General features: G+C 73.4%; 23 protein-coding genes and 2 pseudogenes. 10 read left to right on the top strand and 15 right to left on the bottom strand.

The annotated features are described in order from the left end of the window. Position 1: 1 nt before the first annotated feature. Positions 2-610, bottom strand: coding sequence for a NuoI/complex I 23 kDa subunit family protein (locus ACWD5O_RS06475; RefSeq protein ID WP_354964823.1), 609 nt, complete (start codon positions 608-610; stop codon positions 2-4). Between the two features lie 96 nt (positions 611-706). Between ACWD5O_RS06475 and ACWD5O_RS06470 the strand changes: the two genes are divergently transcribed. Next, complete coding sequence (locus ACWD5O_RS06470; RefSeq protein WP_354964824.1) at positions 707-1,282, top strand: Uma2 family endonuclease; 576 nt, start codon at positions 707-709, stop codon at positions 1,280-1,282. Here ACWD5O_RS06470 and ACWD5O_RS06465 read toward each other — a convergent pair. After that, a complete protein-coding gene (locus tag ACWD5O_RS06465; RefSeq protein ID WP_354964825.1) occupies positions 1,263-1,691 on the bottom strand; it encodes an ester cyclase in 429 nt (142 codons plus the stop codon). The genes ACWD5O_RS06470 and ACWD5O_RS06465 overlap by 20 nt on opposite strands. Before the next feature lie 174 nt (positions 1,692-1,865). Between ACWD5O_RS06465 and ACWD5O_RS06460 the strand changes: the two genes are divergently transcribed. Continuing rightward, positions 1,866-2,885 carry a glutathione S-transferase family protein gene (locus ACWD5O_RS06460; protein ID WP_354964826.1) on the top strand — a complete coding sequence of 340 codons (1,020 nt, stop codon included), beginning with the start codon at positions 1,866-1,868 and terminating at the stop codon, positions 2,883-2,885. Positions 2,886-2,975: 90 nt separating this feature from the next. Here ACWD5O_RS06460 and ACWD5O_RS06455 read toward each other — a convergent pair whose 3' ends face one another. Together ACWD5O_RS06455 and ACWD5O_RS06450 are read right to left on the bottom strand one after the other, a co-directional pair. After that, positions 2,976-3,938, bottom strand: a complete 963-nt coding sequence (locus tag ACWD5O_RS06455; RefSeq protein ID WP_121656084.1) for a complex I subunit 1/NuoH family protein — start codon at positions 3,936-3,938, stop codon at positions 2,976-2,978. Then, positions 3,938-4,756 (bottom strand): NADH-quinone oxidoreductase subunit C, encoded by an 819-nt coding sequence (locus tag ACWD5O_RS06450; protein ID WP_354964827.1) that lies wholly within the window; start codon positions 4,754-4,756, stop codon positions 3,938-3,940. The genes ACWD5O_RS06455 and ACWD5O_RS06450 overlap by 1 nt, the downstream gene beginning before the upstream one ends. A gap of 116 nt (positions 4,757-4,872) precedes the next feature. Between ACWD5O_RS06450 and ACWD5O_RS06445 the strand changes: the two genes are divergently transcribed. After that, positions 4,873-5,919 carry a glucose 1-dehydrogenase gene (locus ACWD5O_RS06445; protein WP_354964828.1) on the top strand — a complete coding sequence of 349 codons (1,047 nt, stop codon included), beginning with the start codon at positions 4,873-4,875 and terminating at the stop codon, positions 5,917-5,919. A gap of 16 nt (positions 5,920-5,935) precedes the next feature. Here the strand turns inward: ACWD5O_RS06445 and ACWD5O_RS06440 are convergent, their stop codons facing one another. Together ACWD5O_RS06440 and ACWD5O_RS06435 are read right to left on the bottom strand one after the other, a co-directional pair. After that, positions 5,936-7,252 carry a DUF2252 domain-containing protein gene (locus ACWD5O_RS06440; RefSeq protein ID WP_354964829.1) on the bottom strand — a complete coding sequence of 439 codons (1,317 nt, stop codon included), beginning with the start codon at positions 7,250-7,252 and terminating at the stop codon, positions 5,936-5,938. A gap of 87 nt (positions 7,253-7,339) precedes the next feature. Then, positions 7,340-7,921, bottom strand: a complete 582-nt coding sequence (locus tag ACWD5O_RS06435; RefSeq protein WP_354964830.1) for an NADH-quinone oxidoreductase subunit B — start codon at positions 7,919-7,921, stop codon at positions 7,340-7,342. 231 nt (positions 7,922-8,152) lie between these two features. Between ACWD5O_RS06435 and ACWD5O_RS06430 the strand changes: the two genes are divergently transcribed. From ACWD5O_RS06430 to ACWD5O_RS06410, 5 genes and pseudogenes are all read left to right on the top strand, one after another. After that, positions 8,153-8,713, top strand: coding sequence for an RNA polymerase sigma factor (locus tag ACWD5O_RS06430; protein WP_354964831.1), 561 nt, complete (start codon positions 8,153-8,155; stop codon positions 8,711-8,713). Continuing rightward, entirely contained in the window at positions 8,706-9,929 is a 1,224-nt protein-coding gene (locus ACWD5O_RS06425) for a hypothetical protein (RefSeq protein ID WP_387324537.1), read from the top strand. Before ACWD5O_RS06430 ends, ACWD5O_RS06425 begins: the two co-directional genes overlap by 8 nt. 219 nt (positions 9,930-10,148) lie before the next feature. After that, positions 10,149-11,066 carry a hypothetical protein gene (locus tag ACWD5O_RS06420; protein WP_354964833.1) on the top strand — a complete coding sequence of 306 codons (918 nt, stop codon included), beginning with the start codon at positions 10,149-10,151 and terminating at the stop codon, positions 11,064-11,066. A gap of 110 nt (positions 11,067-11,176) precedes the next feature. Continuing rightward, positions 11,177-11,721 (top strand): annotated as a pseudogene (locus ACWD5O_RS06415) (RNA polymerase sigma factor). Further along, a complete protein-coding gene (locus ACWD5O_RS06410; protein WP_387324531.1) occupies positions 11,722-12,567 on the top strand; it encodes a hypothetical protein in 846 nt (281 codons plus the stop codon). It begins immediately after the preceding pseudogene. Positions 12,568-12,672: 105 nt separating this feature from the next. On the opposite strand, the gene ACWD5O_RS06405 is transcribed toward ACWD5O_RS06410, so the two are convergent. The 3 genes from ACWD5O_RS06405 to ACWD5O_RS06395 are packed head-to-tail and all read right to left on the bottom strand — an operon-like array spanning position 12,673 to position 15,980. Next, the gene (locus tag ACWD5O_RS06405; RefSeq protein ID WP_387324529.1) at positions 12,673-14,196 is read right to left on the bottom strand and encodes a pyridoxal phosphate-dependent decarboxylase family protein; all 1,524 of its coding nucleotides are present in this window, start codon (positions 14,194-14,196) and stop codon (positions 12,673-12,675) included. Between the two features lie 27 nt (positions 14,197-14,223). Further along, complete coding sequence (locus ACWD5O_RS06400; protein WP_450084742.1) at positions 14,224-15,633, bottom strand: MFS transporter; 1,410 nt, start codon at positions 15,631-15,633, stop codon at positions 14,224-14,226. A gap of 32 nt (positions 15,634-15,665) precedes the next feature. Continuing rightward, positions 15,666-15,980 (bottom strand): MGMT family protein, encoded by a 315-nt coding sequence (locus ACWD5O_RS06395; RefSeq protein WP_450084741.1) that lies wholly within the window; start codon positions 15,978-15,980, stop codon positions 15,666-15,668. 13 nt (positions 15,981-15,993) lie between these two features. Between ACWD5O_RS06395 and proB the strand changes: the two genes are divergently transcribed. Both proB and ACWD5O_RS06385 read left to right on the top strand, forming a co-directional pair. Then, positions 15,994-17,151, top strand: a complete 1,158-nt coding sequence (proB, locus tag ACWD5O_RS06390) for a glutamate 5-kinase (RefSeq protein WP_450084740.1) — start codon at positions 15,994-15,996, stop codon at positions 17,149-17,151. A 64-nt stretch (positions 17,152-17,215) separates the two neighbouring features. Beyond that, the gene (locus tag ACWD5O_RS06385; RefSeq protein WP_354964840.1) at positions 17,216-18,457 is read left to right on the top strand and encodes a glutamate-5-semialdehyde dehydrogenase; all 1,242 of its coding nucleotides are present in this window, start codon (positions 17,216-17,218) and stop codon (positions 18,455-18,457) included. A gap of 11 nt (positions 18,458-18,468) precedes the next feature. Here the strand turns inward: ACWD5O_RS06385 and ACWD5O_RS06380 are convergent, their stop codons facing one another. From ACWD5O_RS06380 to ACWD5O_RS06355, 6 genes and pseudogenes are all read right to left on the bottom strand, one after another. Next, positions 18,469-19,353, bottom strand: a complete 885-nt coding sequence (locus ACWD5O_RS06380; protein ID WP_387324647.1) for a prenyltransferase/squalene oxidase repeat-containing protein — start codon at positions 19,351-19,353, stop codon at positions 18,469-18,471. Between the two features lie 139 nt (positions 19,354-19,492). Beyond that, positions 19,493-20,674 (bottom strand): adenylyltransferase/sulfurtransferase MoeZ, encoded by a 1,182-nt coding sequence (gene moeZ, locus ACWD5O_RS06375; protein WP_387324521.1) that lies wholly within the window; start codon positions 20,672-20,674, stop codon positions 19,493-19,495. Between the two features lie 123 nt (positions 20,675-20,797). Next, positions 20,798-21,634 carry a DUF3152 domain-containing protein gene (locus ACWD5O_RS06370; protein WP_354964841.1) on the bottom strand — a complete coding sequence of 279 codons (837 nt, stop codon included), beginning with the start codon at positions 21,632-21,634 and terminating at the stop codon, positions 20,798-20,800. A gap of 101 nt (positions 21,635-21,735) precedes the next feature. Beyond that, a complete protein-coding gene (locus tag ACWD5O_RS06365) occupies positions 21,736-22,596 on the bottom strand; it encodes a DUF3152 domain-containing protein (protein WP_354964842.1) in 861 nt (286 codons plus the stop codon). 5 nt (positions 22,597-22,601) lie between these two features. Continuing rightward, positions 22,602-23,576 (bottom strand): alpha/beta fold hydrolase, encoded by a 975-nt coding sequence (locus ACWD5O_RS06360; RefSeq protein WP_354964843.1) that lies wholly within the window; start codon positions 23,574-23,576, stop codon positions 22,602-22,604. Positions 23,577-23,599: 23 nt separating this feature from the next. Next, positions 23,600-25,309, bottom strand: a pseudogene (locus tag ACWD5O_RS06355) (hypothetical protein); the annotation flags it as partial. Between the last annotated feature and the right edge of the window lie 294 nt (positions 25,310-25,603).

Here is a 25,603-nt window from a genome sequence, read left to right as displayed (position 1 = left end):
GTCACGACGCGGCACCCGGGTCGGCGCCGGGCTCGGGGCGTACCGCCGGCGGGGTCGGACGTGCGGCGGCCGCCTTGCGCGCGGCGGCGGTCTCCTCCTTGGCCGGCTCGCCGTTCGGGTCGTGCGCCGGCGGCGGCGGAACCGTGGCCATCCACTGGCCCAGGTGGTCCTTGTCGTGCAGCAGGTCCTTGATGTCGTACTCGGCGTACTCGAACTCGGGCGACCAGTAGAGCGCGTCGAACGGGCAGACCTCGATGCAGATGCCGCAGTACATGCAGAGCGAGAAGTCGATGTCGAACTTGTCGAGCACGTTGCGCTGGCGGGGGCGGGCGGCGCCGGGCACCGCCACCTCCTCCTTGTGCGAGTCGATGTAGATGCACCAGTCCGGACACTCGCGGGCGCACAGCATGCAGACCGTGCAGTTCTCCTCGGACAGCGCGATCACGCCGCGCGAGCGGGGCGGCAGCTCGGGGGCGACGTCCGGGTACTGCTGGGTGGTCGAGCGGCTGGTCATCGTCTTGAGAGTGACCGCCAGCCCCTTCACCAGGCCCGCGCCGGGGAGGCCACGCTCGGTGCCGCCGTGCTCGCTGGGGTCGCTCATGTCGACCATCCTGCCCTGTGGCCCCCGCGCGCGCGACCACCACCCGTGGGTCTGCGGCGGTACCGTGGTCGCGGGGAGAACGAACGCACTGGAAAGGACCCGTCGATGACCGCCGCGCTGCACGACGACGTTCCGCCGCCGGGCGAGTGGACAACCGACGCCTTGGACGCCCTGCCCAACGACGGCAGGCCTCGCCCCGAGATTCTGGACGGAAACCTGCTCATGTCGCCCTCCCCCACGCGACTCCATCAGTCCATCGCGCTCATGCTGGGCTCGGCCATGCTGGAGAGCTGCCCACGCGATTTCGACGTCACCCAGGGCGTCGAGGTACGCATCTCACGGAAGCGTTCCTTCATCCCTGATCTGCTGGTCACCTACCTCGACGCCGCAGAGCGGAATCCGTCGCACTATCTACCGGACCAGGTTCTTCTGGTGGTTGAAATCGTCTCGGAAGGGTCCCGCAGCATCGATCGGGTACTCAAACCGGCCCTCTACGCCGAGGCGGACATCCCCTACCTCTGGCGGATAGAGACCGAGGCCGGCATCGTCGTACACACCCACAAGCTCGACGCGATGAAGCAGGTCTACGTCGAGCAGGCACAACTCACTGACGGCATTCTGGTGCCGGAGCCGTGGGAGATGGACATCCCGCTGGAGCGAATCACGCCCCGGGCCCGCTGACGACGGTCGGTGGGAGCATCTCGACGCCCAGCTGCTGGAGCAGCTGGAACAGCTCGTTGCAGCTCCACACCTCGACGATCCGGCCCGCCGCGTCGAAGCGCAGGAACGTCGCCCCGGAGTAGCTGACCACCTGCCCGGTCGGCGGCACCGGCCCGAACTGCCCCGCCTGGGTGCCGGCCGCCCGCCAGTGCACGGCCACCCGCTCGCCGGCGGCCACCACGTCCACGATCTTGTAGCGCAGGTCCGGGAAGGCCGCCCGCCGCTCCCGGTGCCAGGCCAGCGTCGCCTCCGGCCCGGTGCCGCCCAGCCCTGGGCATTCCTCGGCGATCAGCTCGTACGCGGACTCCTCCCGGCGGGCGTTCCACACATCGGCGATGAAACGCCGGGCCGCCGCCTCCACATCCGTCATGCCGGCAGGTTAACCGGCGCCGTCGCACCGGGCCCGGTCCCGGCCGGGACGCGGGACCGCAGCCGCGGTCGGATCGGGACGTGGGACCGGCGGTCAGGTTGGGCAGCTGCGAGCCGGCGGGCCGGAGATCAGCGAGGATGGGAACCGAAGACGATTCCGGACCGGGAGGGCGACGTGGGCGAGGAAACAGGCGGGAAGTACGTCGAGCCGGGCGGTGAGTTCACCCGGGACCAGCGGTACATAGCCACCCGGATCACGGCGGACGGGCGGGACGGTTACCCGGTGGAGCCGGGCCGGTACCGGCTGGCGGTCAGCCGCGCCTGCCCGTGGGCCAACCGCCTGATCATCGTGCGGCGGCTGCTCGGTCTGGAGGACGCCATCTCGATGGCGGTGGCCGGCCCCACCCACGACGCTCGCAGCTGGACCTTCGACCTCGACCCGGACGGCCGGGACCCGGTGCTCGGCATCGAGCGCATCCAGGAGGCGTACTTCAAGCGCTTCCCCGGCTACGAGCGGGGCATCACCGTGCCGGCGATCGTCGACGTGCCGACCGGGCAGGTGGTGACCAACGACTACGCGCAGATGAGCCTCGACCTGTCCACGCAGTGGGGCCCGTACCACCGCGAGGGCGCGCCGCAGCTCTACCCCGACCACCTCCGGGCGCAGATCGACGAGGTCAACGACGTGGTGTTCCGGGACGTCAACAACGGCGTCTACCGGTGCGGCTTCGCCGGCAGCCAGGAGGCGTACGACAAGGCGTACCACCGGCTGTTCGACCGGCTGGACTGGTTGTCCGGGCGGCTGACCAACCAGCGCTACCTGGTCGGCGACACCATCACCGAGGCCGACGTGCGGCTCTTCACCACGCTGGTCCGCTTCGACCCGGTCTACCACGGCCACTTCAAGTGCAACCGGCAGAAGTTGAGCGAGATGCCGGTGCTCTGGGCGTACGCCCGGGACCTGTTCCAGACTCCGGGGTTCGGGGACACCATCGACTTCGACCACATCAAGCGGCACTACTACGAGGTGCACCGGGACATCAACCCGACCGGGATCGTCCCCCTCGGCCCCGACCTGTCCAACTGGATCACCCCGCACGGCCGGGAAGCGCTGGGTGGCCGTCCCTTCGGCGACGGCACGCCGCCACCGCCGCCGGCCGAGCCCGTCGACCCCGCGCACACCCCGCTGCGCTGACCGCTCTGCCTCAGCTGCGGCCCTTCCTCAACCGTTAAGAAGGGGCCCCTGCTCTACCGCAGGCGTTAACAAGGTGCCCTTCCTTCGCGGTCAGAGGGCGATGCGGACGGCCGCGGTGAGGACCAGCTGCGCGAGGGAGGCCGGCACCAGCACCAGCCAGCAGAGCCGCTGGAGCTGGTCCTCGCGCAGCCGCGGGTAGGACACCCGGAGCCAGATGATCACGAACGCCACGGCGAAGACCTTGAGCAGGGTCCAGAGCCAGCCCAGCTGGTCGTCGGCGAACGGGCCCTGCCAGCCGCCGAGGAACAGCACCGTGGTCAGCGCGGCGATCACCACGATGCCGACGTACTCGGCGAGCAGGAAGAACGCGAAGCGGAGGCCCGTGTACTCGGTCATGTACCCGAAGACCAGCTCCGAGTCGGCCACCGGCATGTCGAACGGGGGCCGGCGGATCTCGGCCAGGCCGGCGACGAAGAAAATGATCATCGCGGGTGCCTGCCAGAGCAGCCACCACGGCTGCCACGCCGCGACGATGCCGGAGAGGCTGAGCGTGCCCGCCGCCATCGCCACCGAGGCGGCGGCCAGCACCAGCGGCAGCTCGTAGCCGAGCAGCTGGGCGGCCCCGCGCAGCCCGCCGAGCAGGCTGTACTTGTTGGCCGACGCCCAAGCCGACATGAGCACCGCCACCACCCCGACGCCGACCACGGCCAGCACGAAGAACAGGCCGATGTCCAGTGGCTGCCCGACCAGGTCGTTCGGGCCGAGCGGGATGACCAGCAGCACCAGCAGGTAGGGCACCAGGGCCACCGCCGGCGCCAGCCGGAACACGGCCCGGTCCGCCTCGCGCGGGGTGATGTCCTCCTTCTGCACGAACTTGACCCCGTCGGCCACGAGCTGCGCCCAGCCGTGGAAGCCGCCCGCGTACATCGGGCCGAGCCGGCCCTGCATGTGCGCCATCACCTTGTGTTCGGCCTGCCCCACCAGCAACGGCAGGGTGAGGAACGCGACCAGCACGCCGCCCACCCGCAGCACCAGCTCCACCCAGAGCGGCATCAGGCCGTACCCCCGTCGTCGTCGGTCCGGTCGCCGCGGGCCGGCGGGTCCGCGACCGGACCGCCCGGGCTCCCGCCGGGCGCGGCCTGGTCGGGCGCGGCCGGGCCGTCGGCGGTGCCGGCGGGTCGGGGAGTACGCGCCGGACGGGCCCCCGGGGCAGGCCGCGCCGGCCGCTCACCGGCCGGTCTGGCCGGGGTGCCGCCGCGCGGACCCTCCCCCGCCCCGCCCGCCCCGGCCGGGGTGGGCGTGGTGCCCCACTCGCCCGGAGCGGGCACGCCCGGCGGGCGGATCGGTCGGCGGCCACCGCCGGCCTCGGACTCGCCCGGTTCCTTCGCACCCGGCCACGGCTTGGCCACCCGGGAGGCGAGCACGAACTCCTTGCGCAGCGGATGGCCCTCGAACTCCGGCGGCAGCAGCAGCGGTCGCAGCTCCCCGTGGCCGTCGAAGCCGATGCCGAACATCTCGTGCGTCTCCCGCTCGTGCCAGGCGGCACCCGGGTAGACATCGACCACCGACGCCACCGTGGCCGCGCCGCGGGGCAGCCGGGTACGCAGCAACACGCCGCGCCGCAGCCGGGTCGACCAGAGGTGCGCCACCACGTCGAAGCCCTCGGCCAGCTCGTCCACGGCGGAGAGCCAGTCGAAGAAGTCGCAGGCCAGCTCGGTGTCGTCGCGGGCGGCGCGCAGCGCGTCCGGCCAGCTCCCCGGCGGAACATCGACGGTGGCCCGCGCGTACCGCTGCCCGCCGGAGACCGACGGGGTCGCCTCGACCGGCGCGAGCAGCGCGACCAGCCGAGCGCCGACCTCTTCGGGAGTCATGCCGCTGATCCTAGGGCCTGTGTGGAAGTCGCCGTTCGGGCCGAGTGGAGCCGAGGTGCCCGACGATCTGCCGGCTTTGGGGGGCGGCCCGGTGCTGGGCGGGGAAAGATGAGGGCGTGCGCGCTGTCACCGTGAAACCCGGAACCGCCAACTCGCTGAGCCTCATCGAGGATCAGCCCGAGCCGGCGCCCGGGGAGGGCGCCGTCCTGGTCCAGGCGCTGGCGGTGGGGATCTGCGGCACCGACCACGAGATCATCGATGGGCAGTACGGCGAGGCGCCGCCCGGCTCGGACCGCCTGATCATCGGACACGAGTCGTTGGGCCGGGTGCTGGAAGACCCGAGCGGCGCCTTTCAACCCGGTGACCTGGTGGCCGGGATCGTCCGGCACCCCGACCCGGTGCCCTGCCCCAACTGCGCGGCCGGCGAGTGGGACATGTGCCGCAACGGGCAGTTCACCGAGCACGGCATCAAGGCGCTGCCGGGGTTCGCCCGCGACCGCTGGCGGATCGAGCCCCGGTTCGCGGTCCGGCTCGACCCGGCGCTGGCGCGGGTTGGCGTGCTGCTCGAGCCGACCAGCGTGGTGGCCAAGGCGTGGGACCACATCGAGCGGATCGGGCACCGGGCCGAGTGGCAGCCGCAGACGGTCCTGGTGACCGGGGCGGGGCCGATCGGGCTGCTGGCCGCGCTCCTCGCCACCCAGCGCGGGCTCACCGTGCACGTGCTGGACCGGGCGACCTCGGGGCCGAAGCCGGAGCTGGTCGCGGCGCTGGGCGCCACGTACCACACGGTGCCGGTCAACGACCTGCCCTTCGAGCCGGACGTGGTGGTCGAGTGCACCGGCGCCCCGACCGTGGTCCTCGACGTGATGTGCAAGGCGGGCCAGACCGGGATCGTCTGCCTGGCCGGGGTGTCCAGCGGCGGCCGGAGCATCGACTTCGACGCCGGCGCGCTCAACCGGGCGCTGGTCCTGGAGAACAACGTGGTCTTCGGCTCGGTCAACGCCAACCGCCGGCACTGGAGCATGGCCGCTCAGGCGCTCAGCCGCGCCGAGCAGCCCTGGTTGGAGTCGCTGCTCACCCGGCGCGTGCAGGTCGACCGGTACGCCGAGGCGTACACCGCAGAGCCGGACGACATCAAGGTGGTGCTGGAGTTCGGGGTCTGAGCGGCGGGCGGGCCGGTCAGATGCCGGGCAGCCGGCCGTTGCGGAACAGGTCCACGAAGAGCTGGTGGTCCTGCCGGGCGCGCACCCCGTACGCGTGCGCGAACTCCACCAGGTGGGTGACGAAGCCCCGCTCGTCGGTCTCCACGGCGGCCACGATCGCCTCCTCGGTGGAGTAGTCCACCAGGTCGTGGCTGGACTCGTCGTCGGCGACGGAGTGCATCCGCGCCACCGCCCGGCCGAGGTCGGCGAGCACCCCGGTCAGCTCCTCCGGCTCGTTGACGTCGGACCAGTCCAGGTCGGCGGCGTACGGGGAGACCTCGGCGACCAGCTGGCCGGCCCCGTCCAGCTCGGTGAAGCCGAGCCACGGGTCGGCGTGCGCCTGCAACGCCCGCTGCGACTCCGCGGTCCGGTGGCCCTGGTGCTGGAAGTAGCCGCGCACCGACTCGTCGGACACGTACCGGGTCACCGCCGGCACCTGCGCCTGCTTCATGTAGATGACGACGTCGTTCTCCAGTGCCTGGGTGTGGCCCTCCAGCAGCAGGTTGTACGACGGCAGCCCGGCCGAGCCGATGCCCACCCCCTTGCGCAGCACCACGTCCTTGATCCGCGTCGCCACCGGGCGCAGCCGGGCCGAGGCGGCGGGCAGCGTGCCCAAGTACTCCTCGAAGGCGGCGAGCACCTTGGCGCGGGTGTCCCCGTCGACCTCGAAGACCCCGTCGCCGACGGAGAAGCGCCGCTCGTAGTTGTCGACGGTGGTCTGCTCGGCGAGCAGGTCGACCCGGGTGTTCAGCCGGGCCTGCTGGAGCACCCGGCGCAGCACCCCGTCGGCGTTGTCCAGGGTGATCGAGCCGATGGCGTCGTCCCCGCCGGCGGCGATCGCCCGCAGCTCGGTCAGGTACGACCCGGCGAAGCCGGCCACCAGCTCGCCGATCACCGTGTCGGAGAGCGCCTTGCTGTAGCCGAGCAGCGCGACGCTGGCGGCGAACCGTCGCAGGTCCCAGGTGAACGGCCCGACGTACGCCTCGTCGAAGTCGTTGACGTTGAACACCAGCTGCCCGGACGCGTTCATGTAGGTGCCGAAGTTCTCGGCGTGCAGGTCACCGTGGATCCACACCCGGCTGGTCCGCTCGTCCAGGAACCGGTCGTCGGCGCAGTCGCCGCGCTGGTCGGCGTAGAACAGGGCGGCGCTGCCCCGGTAGAAGGCGAAGGGTGAGGCGGCCATCTTGCGGAACTTGCGGCGAAAGGCGGCCGGGTCGATCGCCATGGACGCGCCGAACTCCTCGGTCAGCACGTCGACGATGTGGGCTGACCGCTGGTCCACCGAGTTGCTCATGGTGCGCAGGCTAGCTCGCCCGGACCACCCGGGGCGTCGGACGACCGACTGGTCCGCTCGGCCGACGGGCCGATGCCGGTGCGGACGTCAGCCGGCGGCGGGTGGGCGGACCGGCGGGGCGGTGAGCGAGTCGACGGAGCGCGGGGCGGAGCCGTCGCGGGGCGGCGCGTCGACCGGCGGGGCGAGCAGATCCGGGCGGGACACCCCACCGACGCCGGACTGCTCGGCGGCGATCTTCTCCTGGAGGCGCAGGATGCCGTGCAGCAGCGCCTCCGGCCGGGGCGGGCAGCCGGGCACGTAGACGTCGACCGGGATGAGCTGGTCGACGCCCTTGGTCACCGAGTACGAGTCCCAGTAGGGGCCACCACAGTTGGAGCAGGCGCCGAACGAGATGACGTACTTCGGCTCCGGCATCTGGTCGTAGAGCCGCTTGATCGCCGGGGCCATCTTGTCGGTCACCGTGCCGGAGACCACCATCAGGTCGGCCTGCCGGGGGCCGTGGGCGAACGGGATCACGCCGAGCCGGATGAAGTCGTGCCGACCCATGCTGGTGGCGATGAACTCGATCGCGCAGCAGGCCAGGCCGAAGTTGAAGACCCAGAGCGAGTAGCGGCGGCCCCAGTTCAGCACGAACCGGATCGGCTCGCCGAGCACTGCCGGCAGCTGCACGAGCGTCCCCTTCCTGTCCCCCACCAGACAGTCAACCACAGCGACCGAACGCGACCGGGTGGCCGCTCGGCGCAGGCCATGGCCCTGCCCCGACACGTCGGGGGGTGGATCCGCCCCAATCGATGTGAGCCGTGGCACAGTCGGCTTCCCGGCAGTCGCAACCTTCCCCGGCGGCGCGGTGTGTCACCTCTGTCGGGGTGCCCGATGCCGGTACGCCACGGGGGAGAGCGAGTGAGTGTGACGAGAGACGTTCGGGCGGGTGAGCCCCCGCCGGACCACCTTCAGGACACCGGGCCCGATCAGGCCGAGATGAGCTTCGACGACTTCTACCACGCGCACTACCGGGGCCTCGTGGTCCAGCTCACCGCCTACACCGGGGACCGCGGCCACGCGCAGGACCTGGTTCAGGAGGCCTTCTGCAAGGCGTTCGCGCAGTGGAATCGGTTGGCCGGCTACGACGACCCGCTGGCCTGGGTCCGCAGGGTGGCCTGGAACCTCGGCCACAACCGGTGGCGACGGCTGCGCACCGCGCAGGCCTACCTGCTGCGGCAACGGGAGACGCACGTCGCGGGACCGACGCCGGACCGGGTGGCGCTCGACGTCGCGCTGGCGAAGTTGCCGCCGCGCCAGCGCCGGGCCGTGGTGCTGCACTATCTCGCCGACCTGACGGTGGCCGAGATCGCGGCTCAGGAACGGGTCGCCGAGGGCACCGTCAAGTCCTGGCTGCACCGGAGCCGGACGACGCTCGCCGGGTATCTGCGCGACACCACGGAGGGGGCGGAAAGTGCCTGAGCTGGAGAACGTCGACCTCGCCGGGGAGTTCAACCGGTACCGCAGCGTGCTGCTGGCCGAGATCGAGGTGCCGGGGCCCGCGGAGGTCCGTCGGACGGTTCGCCGCCGGCGGCGGCGTCACCGCGCCACGGCCGCATCGGTGGCGGTCGCGCTGCTGGGCGGCCCTGCAGTCGGGTACGCGGCCCTGAACCGCCCCGGCCCGGCACCCGGGCCGCTGCCGCCCACCCCGAGCGTGACCGCGAGCCCGACGTCGAGCCTGTCACCGAGCCCCGTCGGCACGCCCTCGACGACCAGTGCCAGCCCCACCCGGCCCACGGCTCCGGACGGGCGGCTCAGCCGGGCCCAACTGGTCGCCGCACCGGTGGACCTGCCGGCCTGGCGATCAGGGCCACCCGACTGCCCGGTGAACACGGTCCGGTTGGTCGGCGACCCGCGCATCGCCAAGGAGGGAACGAACGCCATCGAGGCGATCGACTACGCCGACGTCGACGGCGACGGTGCGACCGAGACGGTGGCCATGCTGCTGTGTTCGTTCGGCAGCGGTGGCCCGCAGCAGGTCGTCGCGTTCGATCGGGACGAGGCAGGCAGGATCGTCACGATCGGCCGGGTGGTGGCCACCAGCCGCGAGAAGCCGCAGTGGTTGACCGCGCTGGACGGCCGTTCCGACGGCACCGTCCGAGTGGAGGTGGCCGACCTGCACCCGGGCGGTGGCTGGCCGGGCGAGTGGTCCCAGCGGCAGTGGCGCGGGTACCGCTGGACGGGCGAGCGGTTCTCGCAGGTCGAGGGTCCTACTTCGTTCGGCCCGAACCCGTACTCCACCAACCTGACGGTGACCGCGAAGGACCTCGTCCTGGCCGACGACCCCACCGACGGGTCCCGGGTCGGCGCCGTCGAGGTGCGGATCCGCGCCGTCGGGGACCGGCGCGCCGACGAGGTTCTCCTCGAACTGGACCTGCCGGCCTCCCTCGCGCCGGACGGCCCCGCCTGGTCCGGCTGCGGGCCGAACGTCGGGGAGTACCGTCCCCCGCTGCTGTGCCGACTCGGTCCGATCGAGGCGAACGGCGAGCTGACGGTGCGCCTCGGCGTGCGGCTGCCCCCGGGCACCGAGCTGGCACCGGGCACGGCGACGGTGCGCGGCACGGCAGCCGGCCCCGGTGGGCACTACCTGATCGATCCCGACCTCGGGAACAACGAGGACACGATGGCGTACCGGTGAACGGTCGGCGGGGTGGCGGGCTGACCGCCACCCCACCGGTCACCAGGACGGGCGTTGCAGCAGGCCGACGGACCCGTGCTGGCGGCGATGAACTGTCGCGCTTCTGACAGCTCGGCGGTTGGCTCCCCCGCAACCGTCGCGGGGCTCTTCCGGTGTCTTGCTCGCATCACCGCCACCCGGTTAACGGGGGGCGGCACTACGGGGAACGGAGCAACGAAGATGACCAGAACCATCACCCGCGGGCTCGTGGCCGGCGCCCTGGGCACGGCGGTTGCGCTGACCAGTCTGCCCGGGACGGCCGTCGCCGCCCCACGCGACACGGCGATCTCCGTCGGGCGGCTGGTGCTCGAGCCGACCGACCGGGGGTACGCGGGCAGCCTTCCGGTGACCGTCACCTACCGCGGCAACGAGGCGTCCTACCTCGACCTGACGATCACCGAGCCGGTCCCCGGCACCTTCGCCGGACTCGACCCGGCCGCCCCCTGCTCCTACGGCGTGGCCCAGCCAGCGCGGACGATCTACTGCCAGGTGCCGGGTGGTGTGCTGCAACGGGACGAGCGACGGAGGTTCACCGTCGACTTCCGGGTGCTCACCACCACCCGGCCGTATCCGATGATCACCTCCGGTGGGCAGATCGGCGTCACGACCGGGGACCGGAACCCGAAGAACGACACGGCCACCTTCGCCGCGCTGTTCCGCGCGACGACCGGCTCGCTGCGCGCCCCTCGACCGTACGTGCGGGACACGAGCACGGACGCGGCGGTTGCCGCCGGCCCCGCAGCCCTGACGCGTCAGGAAGACGGGAGCTGGCTCGGCCGGGTGCCGGTGACCGTCCGGGTCGCCGGTGACGCGCCGCACGACGGGTACTGGCTCACCCCGACGCTGCCGAGCGGGGTCGGGATCGTCGGCATCGAACCCGTCGAGGCCTGCTCGGCGAGTTGCCTGGTGGCCGGCGGCGGGTTCATGCCGGGCGAGGAACGAGAGGTCTCGCTGCTGATCCAGGCACCCGCCGAGGTGTCCCCCGGGGACCTCGGCACCGGCTCGGTGCTGCTGGACGCCACCTTCGGCTGGGGCGACGTGCTGACCGACGTCGACCCGGCCGACAACACCGCCAGCTTCGACGTCACCGCCGGCTGACGGACATGTCATCGGCTGGGGCGCGGCCGCAGGTGTTCCTGCGGCCGCGCACGCCCACCTCGCCCGATGCGGCGCCGTCCCCCGCGCGTCTGCACATCGAGGTGAGCGGGATGGCCGCGCACGACGACGGCCCCACCTTCGACGAGGTCTACCGCCGACACTTCCAGCCGCTGGTGGTCCAGCTGTACGCGTTCGTCGCAGACATGAGCGAAGCGCAGGACCTGGTGCAGGAGGCGTTCAGTCGGGCCTGGCCCCGTTGGCACCGGATCTCCCGGTACGACGATCCGGTGGCCTGGGTCCGCCGGGTCGCCTGGAACATCGCGATCAGCCGGTGGCACCGCCTGCGCACCGCCCGGCTGTTCAGCCTTCGGCAGCGGGTGGAGGTGGTGAACGGGCCAGGTCCGGACCGGGTGGTGCTCGCCGCCGCCCTGGCCACCCTGCCGGTCAACCATCGGCGCGCGGTGGTCCTGCACTACCTGGCCGGTCTGACCGTCGGTGAGATCGCCGAGGACTGCGGGGTGGCCCCGGCACGGTCAAGTCCTGGCTACACCGAGCCCGGGCAACACTGGCCGACTGCCTGGCAGAGCACGAACCCGAGCGCACCGGTCGCGAACCCGCGACGGTCGACGACCCGACCGAGAGGAGGGCGGACTAGATGGAACAGCGCAACGAGCGAGCGGATCGGTTGTCGGCCGCCTTCAACGAGCTGAACACCGTCAGCCTCCGGCAGGTCGCCGAACCGGATCCGGACGTGCCGCGTCGACGGGCGTACCGCCGGCTTCGGAACCGGGCGGTGGCCCCGGGGATCGCCGCTGCGGTGGTCGCCGCCGCAATCGGCGGGGTGAGCCTGGCCCGACCCTTGGCCGCTCCGCCGCCCACCGGTGTCATCGCCAGCCCGACAGCTACCGATCTCCCCTCGGTCCTGCCGAGCAGCCCGTCGGGTCCCACACCCAGCGAATCGCCGACGCTCCCGCCGAGCCGTTCGGCGACGCCGAGTGCGACGCGGTCCCCCACCCCCCATCCCACCGGCTCGACCAGCTCCCGCCCCACCCCCACACCGACCTCGACCCGATACATCGACCTGTCGATCAGCGCCCCCCGCATCCTCACCCTGCGGCCGTCCGACGCCGGCTACACCGGATCACTCACCATCACGATGGGCAACGCCGGCACCCGGGCATACGACGCTGGTGACCTGATCGTGGTGCTGCCCGTCGAGGCGACGATCGACCTGAATGGCACGAACATCGGCGGCTGCTTCAATCAGGGCCAGACCGACGACCTCAAGACGATGTTCTGCACCGGCGACGGGCCGATTCCCTCCGGCGGTACCCGGTCGTACCGGATCGGCGTCACGGTGAACATCGCCCCGGGCGGACCGGCACGGACCCTCACCGGCTGTGCGCTCACCGTGCGGGCCAACGTGAGCGGGAGCTTCCCGGCCGACCGCTCGTCCGACGACAACACGGCCCGTACCGACTTGAAGCTGCCCGCCAGCTGACTGGCCGCGCCGCCGGATGTCCTCCGGCGGCGCAGGCCGGCCGGAGCTTTCGCCGGGCTGCGCCTGATCGACCCTGGGGTGGCGGGCTGACCGCCACCCCACCGGTCACCAGGACGGGCGTTGCAGCAGGCCGACGAACTCCACCAGCAGCCGCTCGCGCAACGCCGCCGGAGCGGCGTCGAGCAGCGTGTTCACCACCGCCATCCGCTCCGGGAGCGGCGCGGCGCTCGATTCGCCGTCCGGGCCCGAGCCGTCGTCCGGTTCGGCGCCCAGCCCCAGTCCGGCGGCCAGACCCGCCACCAGCTCCGGGGTCAACGCGTCCGGGGTGAGGGCGCCGGCCAGGGCTGCCAACTCGGGGGGCAGCGCGACCGGCCCGGCCGCCCGCGCCGCCGCCACCGCCTCGCTCAGGTCCGGCCCGAACTCGGGCACCCGGGGCGCCACCGCGGCGGTCACCGTGAGGTGCACGCTCGCCGGCAGACCGGCGTACGACAGCTGGGGCTGGGTGTGCCAGCCGCGCGCCGTCAACTCGTCGACCAGGACGAACAGGTCGGGCCCGTCCTCGGTGGCGGTGAAGCAGACCACCGTGGACTCCGGCTCGGCCATCAGCCGCAGCCCGTCGACCCCGCGCACGGCGGCGGCCAGCCCGGCCACCGCGTCCCGGGTGCGCTCGGCCAACGCCAGGTATCCGGCGTCGCCGAGGTGCCGCAGGGTCGCGTACGCGGCGGCGATCGGCCCACCCGAGCGGGTGGACGCGATCACCGGATTGATCATGGTGTAGCCGGGCCAGTCCGCGTACGCGAAGTACTGCGGGGCGCGCAGGGCGGCGTCACGGTGCAGCAGCACCGACACGCCCTTCGGCGCGTACGCATACTTGTGCAGGTCCACCGAGATGGAGGTGACCCCCGGCACCGAGAAGTCGAACGGCGGCACCGGCTCGCCGAGGCGGCGCAGGTACGGCAGGGTCCAGCCGCCGAAGCAGGCGTCCACGTGGCAGCGCACCCCGGCGCGGGCCGCCGCCGCGGCGATCTCCTCGACCGGGTCCACCACACCGTGCGCGTACGACGGCGCGGAGCAGGCCACCAGCACCGTCTCCGGGCGGATCGCGGCGGCCATCGCGGCCGGGTCGGGGCGCAGCGTGTCCGGGGAGACCGGCACCACGTCCAGCGCCACCCGCAGGTAGTGCGCCGCCTTGGCGAACGCCGCGTGCGCGCTCGCCGGCACCACGATCCGGGGTGCGGCCTGCTCCGGGTGGGCGTCCCGGGCCGCCTTGACCGCGAGGATCAGCGACTCGGTGCCGCCGCTGGTGACGCTGCCGACGACGTCCGGGGCGGTCGTGCCCGGCCCACCGCCGAGCACCCAGCCGGCTGCGGCGACCAGCGCGTTCTCCATGGCCAGCAGGGACGGAAACGCGGTCGGGTCTAACCCGTTGACGTGCGCGCTCTCGCGGTGCGCGGCGGCCGCCAGCTCGTCCAGGCCGGGCACCGCGGGGTCGTACACGTAGGCGAACAACCGCCCACCGTGCGTAGGCCGGTCACCCGCGCGCAGCGCACGAACCTCGGCGAGAACGTCCTCCGCCGCCATCCCGTCGGCGGAAAGCGCCCCAGCCCCCACCCTGTTCTCGTCGATCATGGACTCGTGGTGCCCTTCTCGTGATGGTCAGCGGTTTTCGTCCCCCACCACAACTCCATGATCGACGCTCTGGTGGTGCGTGGCGGCGGCCAGGACGGCGGGAGTCAGGGTGTAGCGGCGGAGCAGGAGGACCGGCGGGCCCACCAGGAGGGCGGGCAGAACGGTGAAGCCGAGCAGGACGCCGAGGCGGGCGAGGTCGGACTGCGCGGCGGCGGTGCCGGTGTCGGAGGAGACGTAGCCGGAGAGCTGGAGCACCAGACCGTAGATGCCCGGGCCGAGGGCCAGGCCGAAGGTCTCCCCGGCGGTCCAGATCCCGGTGAACACGCCCGCCTGCCGCCGGCCGGTGCGCGCGGTGTCGTACGCGATGCAGTCCGGCAGCATGGCCAGTGCGAACACCTGCTGCCCGGCGTACCCGACGCCGATCACCGCGACCAGCAGGTAGACCGCGACCGCCGGCAGCACCGGCGCGGCGACCAGGGCGAGCGCACCGGCGGCGAGGATCAGCGCGGCGGCGGCCAGGGCGGCCCGTTTGCCCAGCCGGGCGCCGACCCGGGTCCAGACCGGCATCACCAGCAGCGCCGGTCCGACGAAGCAGACGAAGAGCAACGTCGGGCCGCTCTGCTCGTCGCGCAGGATCTGCCCGGCGAAGTAGTTGACCCCGGCCAGGATGGTCGCCACCCCGGCGGACTGCACCACGAAGCAGATCAGCAGCGCCCGGAACGGCCGGTTGGCACCGGCGACGGCGAGCTGGGCGCGGAGTGTGGGCTCGCTGCCGCCCACCGTGCCGGTCGGCGCGGACCGGGTGCCGAGGAACGCGCCGACGGCGCCGAGGGCGATCAGCACCGCCACGAACAACCCCATCCACCGGTGCCCGGGCACACCGTCGCCGCCGGCTGTCACCACCAGCGGGGCGACCGCGCCGGAGACCAGGATGGCCAGCGCCAGCACGGCGATCCGCCAAGTTATCAACCGCGTGCGCTCGGTGTAGTCGTCGGTCAACTCGGCCGGCATCGCCACGTACGGCACCTGGAAGAAGGCGAATGCGGTGGCGGTGGCGAGGAAGGCGAACGCCACGTACGCCGCCGCGGCGGGACCACCGTCGAAGGGCGCGGCGAAGATGGCCGCGAAGAGCACGGCGAGCGCGAGGCCGGCGATGAGCAGGTATGGGCGGCGGGCGCCCCAGCGGGACCGGGTGCGGTCGGAGATCCGCCCGGCGACCGGGTTGACCAGCACGTCCCATGCCTTGGGTAGCAGCACCAGCAGGGCGGCCACCCCGGCGGCCACCCCGAGTGTGTCGGTCAGATACGGCAGCAGCAGGAGCCCGGGGACGGTGCCGAACGCGCCGGTGGCCAGGGAGCCGAGCGCGTATCCGGCGTGCACCGGCCGGGGCAACGGGCTGGCGGCTGGTGAGCCGGCATCACCCGGCGGCGGGTTCATGGGGCCGAATGTTACTCACGTTATGACGGAGGTCACATCCCCTCCTCCGGCGACCAAGCCGCCATCCGGATGTCCACTCCCGCACCGCGCAGTGGTGCCCCCTCGGCGCGCAGTCGGGCCCGCGCCTCCCGCTCGTGCCCCGGGGGCAGCCGGCCCGCGGAGGTGACCACCCGGTGCCAGGGCACCGAGCCGCCGTGTCGGGCCATGATGCTGCCCACCAGCCGGGCCGAGGTGCGGCCGGAGCGCTCGGCGAGCGCGTCGGCGACCCCGCCGTACGACATCACCCGGCCCTCCGGAATCCGCTCGACCAGGTCGAGGACCGCCTCGACGTACTCGTCAGGTGTCACAGTCCGCCACGATATGGGAACGCAACCGGGCCCCGCCGCACCGACCACGCAGAATGGGCGGGTGCGCGACGCAGTCACGGCGGCCCGACGGGTCGTCGTCAAGATCGGATCCTCCTCGTTGACCACCGCCACCGGCGGGCTGGCCGACGAGCGGGTCGACGCGCTGGTCGACACCCTCGGTCGGCTCGCCACTGAGGGGCGCGAGGTGGTGCTCGTCTCCTCGGGCGCGATCGCCGCCGGCCTGGCCCCACTCGGGCTGACCCGACGCCCGCGTGACCTGGCCACCCAGCAGGCCGCCGCCAGCGTCGGCCAGGGCCTGCTGATCGGCCGGTACGCGGCGGCCTTCGCCCGGCACGGCCTGACCGTCGGGCAGGTGCTGCTCACCGTCGACGACGTGACCCGACGGGCGCACTACCGCAACGCGTACCGCACCCTGCGCAAGCTGCTCGACCTGCACGCGGTGCCGATCGTCAACGAGAACGACACGGTGGCCACCGAGGAGATCCGGTTCGGCGACAACGACCGGCTGGCCGCCCTGGTGGCCGCGCTCGTGCACGCCGACCTGCTGGTGCTGCTCTCCGACGTGGACGCGCTCTGGACCGGTGACCCGACCCGGCCGCACTCCACCCGGATCACCGAGGTCCGCGACGAGAAGGGCCTCGCCGGGATCACCATCGGCGGGGCCGGGCGATCCGGGGTCGGCACCGGCGGCATGGTGACCAAGGTCGAGGCGGCCCGGATCGCCACCGGCTTCGGCATCCCGGTGGTGCTCACCGGCGCCGACCTGGCCGCGCCTGCGCTGGCCGGCGAGCCGGTCGGCACGCTGTTCCACCCGCAGCGGCAGCGCCCGGCGGCACGACTGTTCTGGCTGGCCCACGCCACCTCCCCACGGGGACGGCTGCACCTCGACCCGGGCGCGGTGGCCGCCGTCGTCGGGCGGCGCAAGTCGCTGCTGCCCGCCGGCATCACCGCGGTGGACGGGACGTTCACCGCCGGGGACCCGGTCGACCTGGTGGACGCCGGCGGCGCGCCGGTCGCGCGCGGGCTGGTCAACTACGACGCGGTGGAGCTGCCCGGGCTGCTCGGTCGCTCCACCTCCGAACTCGCCGCGGCGCTCGGCCCGGCGTACGAGCGGGAGGTCGTCCACCGCGACGACCTCGTCCTGCTGTAAGCAAGGGCACCTTGTTAACGCCTGGCGTTGTACAAGGGGCCCTTCCTAACGCGAGGAGTGACCGATGAGCGTGAGCGAGCAGGCCCGGCGGGCACGGGCGGCGGCGGAGACGCTGGCCGTGGCGACGCGTACCGCCAAGGACGCCGCGCTGGCCGCGATGGCCGACGCGCTGGTGGCGCGTACCCCGGAGATCCTGGCCGCGAACGCGACGGACCTGGCGGCCGGCCGGGAGGCCGGGCTGAGCGCGGCCGTGCTGGACCGGCTCGCCCTCGACGCGGGCAGGGTGGCCGGCATCGCCGACGCGCTGCACCAGATGGCCGCGCTGCCCGACCCGGTCGGCGAGGTGGTCCGCGGCTCGACCCTGCCCAACGGGCTGGAGCTGCGCCAGATCCGGGTGCCGTTCGGGGTGGTCGGGATCATCTACGAGGCACGCCCCAACGTGACCGTGGACGCGGCCGGGATCTGCCTGAAGTCCGGCAACGCGGCGCTGCTGCGCGGGTCGTCGTCGGCCGCGCACTCCAACGCCGCGCTCGTCGCGGTGCTGCGCGACGCGGTCGCCGGGGCCGGGCTGCCGGCCGACGCGGTGCAGCTGCTCGACGCCAGCTCCCGGGAGTCGGTCAAGGAGCTGATGCGCGCCCGGGGGCTGGTCGACGTGCTGATCCCGCGCGGCGGCGCGTCGCTGATCCGCACCGTGGTCGAAGAGTCCACCGTGCCGGTCATCGAGACGGGGGTGGGCAACTGCCACGTCTACGTGGACGCCGCAGCGGACGTGGCGCAGGCCGTGGCGGTGACGCTGAACGCGAAGACCCAGCGCCTCTCCACCTGCAACACCGCCGAGTCGCTGCTGGTGCACGCGGGCGTCGCCGACGCGTTCCTGCCGCCGATGCTGGCCGCGTTCGCCGAGGCCGGGGTGACCGTGCACGGCTCGCCCGAGGTGGCCGAACATTCCGCCGCCGTGGTCCCGGCCACCGAGGAGGACTACGCCACCGAATACCTCTCAGCGGACATCTCCGTCACGGTCGTCGACTCGCTCGACGCGGCGGTCGCGCACATCCGGCGGTACGGCACCGGGCACACCGAGGCGATTCTCACCGACTCGGCGAGCGCGGCCCGGGAGTTCGTCGCCCGGGTGGACGCGGCGGCGGTGATGGTGAACGCCTCGACCCGGTTCACGGACGGGGGCGAGTTCGGATTCGGCGCGGAGATCGGCATCTCGACGCAGAAGCTGCACGCCCGGGGTCCGATGGGCCTGCCCGAGCTGACCAGCACCAAGTACGTGGTCACCGGGAACGGGCACCTGCGCTAGAGCCGAGGGCCTCAGCTGGTCGCCGGCCGGCAGGCCCGGATGGCGGACAGCGTGGAGTGCACGTCGAACTGGTGCCCGTCGTCGCTCTCCCAGCCACCGTCGCTGCGCTGGGTCTCGGCCAGGCGGCGCAGGGCCCGGACCATGATCCAGTCCTGCGGGTCGATGCCGACCCGGCGCAGCGTGGCCGCCAGCCAGGCCACGTCCCCCGGGGACATCTTGGGCATCCGCTCGGCGAGCACCACCTGGATCCGCGCGGACTCCTGGAACATGTCCTGGCGGTGCAGCACGGCCGCGCTCAGCCAGCCGGCGGCGAGGAAGGACGGCCAACTGCCGTCCGGGTGCAGCCGCACGGCGAGCGAGTGGGCGGCCGCCTGCACCACCCCCGCGTACGCCCCTCCGACCCGGTGATCGAGCGGACCCGCGGCACGGGCGTCCAGGCCGGCCACGGTGAGCCAGAAGCCGGCGTTGGCGGTGAGGAAAAGCCCTGCCTCCGGATCGCCGGGGCGGGCCCACTCCGGAGCCGAGCCGGCCAGTGTCGGGTCCTCGTCCCAGCCACCGTCGGCCTGCTGACGGGAGGCCAGCCAGTCCAGTGCCCGGCGGGCGGCGGGACGACCGAGCGCGCCCAGGTCGTCCAGCTCGGCGAGCCGGAAGCAGGTGGCGTCGATCGACGCGATCTCGCCGCCCCAGGTCGCCGGCCAGCCGCCGTCGGGTGCCTGGCCGATCTCGGCGGTCTCCAGCAGCTCGTCGGGCACCGGCGTGCCGTTGCGCAGCCAGGAGAGTCGGGCACGCTCCACCGCGTCCCCGTGCGCCACGACGAACCCGATCGCGGCATCCAAGTCGACCACGGCGGAGACGCTACCTGCGCAGACGCGATACCGCCTCGGGGAATCGGCCAGCCGGGAATGGCTGCGTCGCTCCGGGCAAAGGGCCGCTTGGAGCCGCCTGCGTCGATTCGCCGGCGCATCCCGGCCGGCGGGCCCGGCACTCCCGTGCGGGAGCCGGGGCGGCGGTGTCGGCCACCCCGGCTCGGGCCGGTCAGTACGCGGGCAGCGCGGGGTCGATCTGCTTGATCCAGGAGAGCACGCCGCCCTGCACGTGCACGGCGTCGCGGAACCCGGCCGCCTTGAGCGCGGCGAGCGCCTCCGCCGAGCGGACGCCGGACTTGCAGTGCAGCACGATCTGCCGGTCCTGCGGCAGCTGGGCCAGCGCCTCACCGGAGATGATGTCGCCCTTGGGGATCAGGGTGGCGCCGGGGATCCGGACGATCTCGTACTCGGCCGGCTCCCGGACGTCGACCAGGAAGATGTCCTTGCCGGCGTCCTGCCACTCCTTGAGCTCCAGCGCGGTGATGGTCGAGTCGACCGTCGCCTCCTGTGCCTCGTCGGAGACCGCGCCGCAGAAGTCCTCGTAGTCCTCCAGCAGGTCGGTGACCGTCGGGTTCTCGCCGCAGAGCGCGCAGTTCGGGTCCTTGCGAACCTTGATCTTGCGGTATTCCATCTCCAGCGCGTCGTAGACCATCAGCCGGCCGACCAGCGGCTCGCCGATGCCGGTGAGCAGCTTGATCGCCTCGTTCACCTGGATCGAGCCGATCGACGCGCAGAGGACACCGAGCACGCCACCCTCGGCGCAGGACGGAACCATGCCGGGCGGCGGCGGCTCCGGGTAGAGGCACCGGTAGCAGGGGCCATGCTCGGCCCAGAACACCGACGCCTGGCCGTCGAAACGGTAGATCGAGCCCCAGACGTACGGCTTGCCGAGCAGCACCGCCGCGTCGTTGACCATGTACCGGGTGGCGAAGTTGTCGGTGCCGTCGACGATCAGGTCGTACTGGGCGAAGATCTCGCGGACGTTGTCCCGGTCCAGCGCGGTGTTGTGGATCTCCACGTTGACCAGCGGGTTGATCTCGCGGATCGACGCGGCGGCGGACTCGGCCTTGGACCGGCCGACGTCGGACACGCCGTGGATGACCTGGCGCTGGAGGTTGGACTCGTCGACGGTGTCGAAGTCGATGATGCCGAGCGTGCCGACCCCGGCCGCGGCGAGGTACAGCAGGGCGGGCGACCCGAGGCCACCGGCGCCGACACAGAGCACCCGGGCGTTCTTCAACCGCTTCTGCCCGGTCACCCCGACGTCCGGAATGATCAGGTGGCGGGAGTAGCGGCGGATCTCGTCAACGGTCAGCTCGGCGGCGGGCTCGACGAGCGGGGGCAACGACACGGTGGACTCCCCGGGATCGGCGGTGTGAACCGCGCCATTGTCGCTCGCCGGCCCGATGCTCGGCCATGAGGGAGGACACGTGGCCCGCGATGCGGGAGCGGGAATAACCGACGACCGGGTCGATCAGGGGACGATGTCCCCCGCGTAACGACGACCGTCGACGTAGGGCCAGGCGTTGGCGACGCAGCCCTCCAGGCCGTACGTCTGCTGCTGCATCACCGGCGCGGGCTCGCCGGGGCCCGGACAGGCCTCGTGCTCCTCGCCGAGCTCGTGGCCGACCTCGTGGTTGATCACGTACGTCCGGTACGTCTCCAGCGGGGCGCCGTAGTCCGGCACCGCCTCCAGCCAGCGCGCCAGGTTGATGATGACCTGACCGGGGAGGCGGCAGGAGGTGTAGCGCTCGGTGGTCAGCCCACCCTCGGCGCACATCCGCTCCGACGTGACCGGGGTGGCCAGGTAGATGGTGAAGTCGGCGGCACCGGCGTCGGCGACCCGCTGCACCCGCAGCTCGTCGGAGGCGATCCAGCTACGGGGGTCGGCAAGCACCTCGTCCACCGTGTCGGCGAAGGCGTCGGCGTCCTGGCCGGTGCCGCGTTCGACCGCGACCCGGTAACGGCGCAGCGGCCCGTCTTCGCCGTGCACCGCGGTCTCAGCGTCGGCGGAGGTGAAGCGGCCCGCGCCGACGGACGGGTAGCTGGTTGGTGCCGGGTGCGCGCCCACCCCACCGCCATGACCCATCCGGCCATGGGTGACGGGTGGCGGCCCGGCCGGCGGCTCGCCGCCCCGGGTCAACGTCACTCCGGCGGCGGCGACGGCGAGCAGGAGCAGGCCGAGCACCAGGCTGCGACGGCGTCGTCGGAGCATCCGGACCAGCGCGGGCCGTGCGTCCGGGGCCCGGTACTCCGACCGGCCGGACGGGCCGGGCGGCCGAGGCGGGCCGTAAGGGGACGACGGCGTCATGAACTCGAGCCTGCCAGATTATTCGGGCATTTCCCCGCCTTTGCCGCGATTAACGCAATACGCCTGATGGTCGCGATGGTTCGGCGTGTCGGACCAGGCGGTCAGAGCGCGGGGCCGGCGTAGCGGCGACCCTCGAGGTACGGCCACGGATTGACCCGGCACCCGTTCAGGAAGAGGGTCTGCTGCATCATCACCGGAGCCGGTCGACCGGCGCCCGGGCAGCGCTCGTGCCGGTGCCCGAGCTGGTGGCCCACCTCGTGGTTGACCACGTACGTCCGATAGACCGCCGGCGGCACGCGGGCCGTGACGAAGTGCGGCACGGACAGCCGCCACCGGTCCAGATTGATGACCACTTTGCCGGGCGCGCGGCACGAGGTATACGGCCGGCCGCCGACCCGGATGTCCACTCCACCGTCGGCGCACATCCGGCCCGCCGTGCGAGCGGTGGCCAGGTAGACGGTGAAGTCACGGGCCGCGCCCCCGGGCACCTGCTGCAACCTCAGCCGGCCGCTGTCGACCCAGCTCCCCGGCCCGGCGAGTGCCGTCTGGACCGCCTGCCCGAACGCGACCGGGTCCTCCCCACTGCCCGACTCGACCGCCACCCGGTAGCGCCGCAGCTCACCCGCGCGGCCCAGCAACGGCCCGGTGCGGTCGTCGTAGCCGAACCGACCGGTGCCGGCGGTCGGCACCGCCCCGGACAGCCGCAGCACCGGGGGTGCACTCGACGGGGCGACCGGCGACCCGGACGGCGACGGGTCGGCCGACGGCGGCAACGGTGCGGCCACCAGCGGTGGCGGCCCGGTGATCTCGTCGGCGGCCAGCCGGTCGGCGCCAGGATGCCCGCCCGGCCCTTCGGCGACCACCGTCACCACCGCGCCGACGGCCAGCACGACCGCGACCAGCTGGGCGAGCAGTGCGAGTTGTCGGTGACGGCGACCAGGGCGGCGGGAGGACGTGCGCATCCGGCTCAGCCTGCCAGATCAGGCCGCGTGGCGGTCTCCTCCGTTTCGGCGAGGAGGCCGACCACCGCCCGAGCGACCAGCCGAGGCACCTCCATCTGCGCCACGTGGCCGACGCCGTCGAGCATCAGCAGCCGGCTGTCCGGGATGGCCCGGGCGGTCTGCGGCGCGACCCGCACGTCGACGAGCCGATCCTGCCGACCGCCCACCACCAGGGTCGGCGCGCGCACCGCCCGGGCAAGCCGCCACAGCGAGCCCGACCCCGGCAGGTACGCCCGCAGGAAGCTGGAGACCAGCCCGCGGAACGTCCGGACGTACGCGGCCGCGTAGTGCTCCGCCTCGTAGCGCACCCGGATCTCCTCCAGCGCCTCGGCGCGGCGCTGCGCGCAGATCCGGCTGAGGTCGGCGACACACGCCTCCAACACCTGCTCGGCCATCACCTCCGGGGCGAGCTGGGTGAGCCGCCGGGCGACCAACCGTTCACCCCCGGGAACGGCCAGCACCGGCAGCAGGCGCCCCTGCAACGAGCGACGGAAGTCCAGGAACGGCAGCGCCGGAGAGATCAGCGTGAGGGTGCGCACCAGGTCGGGCTGGAGCCCGGCCACCTGAACCACGACCGCACCGCCCAGCGAGTTGCCGAACAGGTGCACCGGACCCCGACCGGAGTGCTCGATCCAGCGGACGACCAGATCAGCGAAGGCCGGCACGGTGTAGCGGCGGCCCGGCTCGCTGCGGCCGAAGCCGGGCAGGTCGATGGCCTGGCCGTCCAGACGATCGGCGAGCAGGCCGGCCAGGTCGGTCCAGTTCTGCGATGAGCCGCCCAGGCCGTGCACGTACAACGCCGGCTCCGCGCCGGCGGCGGTGGCCGGGGTGTCCCGTACGTACGTGACCGAGCCGTCGAGGCGGACCGCCCGACCCGGCCACGGCGGCGGGACACGGGCCTCGGGAAGGAAATGGTCCGGCCAGAGAGTGGCGGGCTTCATCGTTCCAGTCTGCCCCGGACCACTCAGGACAGCAGCGCCTCCAGGCGACGGTTCACCGCTGCCAGCGTCGCCCGGACCACCGCCTGTCTCGGATCGCCGGCGACCAGGGCCGAACCGGCGAGCTGCTCGACCCAGCCCTCGCACACCAGCAGCACCACCACGGTGGCCACCTCGCAGTTGCCGAACGGCACCACCGCCGCGTGCTCCACGAAGCAGCGCCCCCGCTCGGCGTTCTCCGCGCCGCGCAGCAACTCGTCCACGGCGGCGGCCGCGGCCACCGCGCAGAGCCGCAGGACGTAGCCGTCCACCGCCGGGCCTGTGGCGTAACCGGCGGCGCTCTCACCGCCGGCCAGCAGCCGGACCTCCACGTTGGCGTCCAGGCCGAAGGTGCTGACCTGCACGTGGTCGATCACCACCCGCGGCCCCGGCGTGCCGCCCGTCTCCAGCGGCCGGGACGGCGCCGACTCCGTGGTGGTCACCTGACCACCGGAGTACGACGTGCCGAGCGTCGCGGGACTGCCGGTGGCCGCACCGGCCGGCGCGGCCGAGACCGACCCCGGCTCCTCCACCGTGGCGCGGCCCCGGTGCGGGGCGATCGCCCGGCGACGGCGCGAGCCGTCCGCTCCCACCTGCTGTTCAGGGCTCGGCGGCGTGGCCTCGACCCGACCGGGCGCAACCGATCCGGTGGCCCGCACCTCGCCGGTACGCGGTTCCGCACCGGCGTCGCGCGGCTCGGCGGGCCGGGGCTCTGGAGAACGCCGCTCGGCGGACCGGGGCTCGGTTTGCCGGGGCGCAGCCTGCCGGGACTCAGCCTGCCGGGGCTCAGCGGAGCGGGGCTCGGCCGCCCGGCGGCGGACCGGCGGAGCCGGCGTGCTGGGCAGGCCAGGCAGGTTCTGCGGGGCGGCGGCCAACCCCATCCGCTCCTGGAGCAGCCGCGCCACCTGCCGGCTCACCTCGGCCGGGTCGGCGCCGTCGGCCAGGTCGAGGCGGAGGCTGTGCGCTCCCGCCGGGGTACGGCGCAGCGCCGCGTCCCGCACGCCGGCGACCTCCCGGACGGCGTCCAGGATGGCGTTGACGTCGAACCCCTCGGGGCGCTCCCGCAGGGGCGCGGGCTCGTCGTCACGACGTAGGTGGGTGGCGATACGGGCGAGTTCCGGGGTTTCGGCGGGTGGCTCCACGGCTGGCGGCTCCGGCACGACGGGCACGTCCGGTTCCGCAGGAACGCGCTGCGGCAGCACCGCCGACGTCTGGTCCGGCAGCCGAGCGCCGTCGGCCGGGTTGACCGGCGACGCGGGATCGGGCGCGGATCGGCGAGCCGCGTAGGGAGGAGCGCTCGTCGGGGCGGGCGCGGGTGAGGGCCGGTCGCTGCGCCCGGACCCGCTCGTCGAGGGGGCCGGGACGGCACCGGTCGGGGTCGGCGCGTTGGCAGCGGGTGACGGGCCGGTGGCCGCCGGAGCCGAACGGGGCGGCTCGGGGGTCTCCGACCGGAGCCGGAACGGCGCGGTCGATCGGGTTTCGGGCCGGAGCGGGCCGGACGGCTCCCCCACGTCGCTCGCACGGGGCGTGCTCGCGGACCGACTGGCCGGCCAGGACGGGCGCTCGGCCGGGGCCGCGGGGAGGCGTCCCTCGGACCAGTCGGCCCGCTCGGTCCGCGGCTCGCCCGCCGGAGTGGCCGGCGACCGGCCGGTCCAGGAGGGCTGCTCCGCCACGAGCGCCGGACCGGTCGGTTCCGGGGGTGCGTCGGACAGCGCCGGAGGTGCTCCGGCCGGCGCCGGAGGAGCCTCGGTCGGCAGCGGCGGGTCGGTCGGCGCCGGGCCGGCCCAGGACGGCCGGTCGCCCGTGGGTGCGCTGCTGGGCGTCGATTCGCCGGCCCAGGACGGACGCGACGGCGGGCCGCTGGTGGGCGCCGGGTCCGATCCACCGGCCGGGAAGGGCCGGACGGCGGGCGGAGCGCTGGTCGGGGCCGGACCGGCCCAGGACGGACGCGACGGCGGGCCGCTGGTGGGCGCCGGGTCCGATCCACCGGC

Source organism: Micromonospora sp. NPDC005161, from assembly GCF_053599855.1.
Note: the sequence above shows the minus strand (reverse complement) of the source record. Positions and strands in the feature narration are given on the sequence as shown.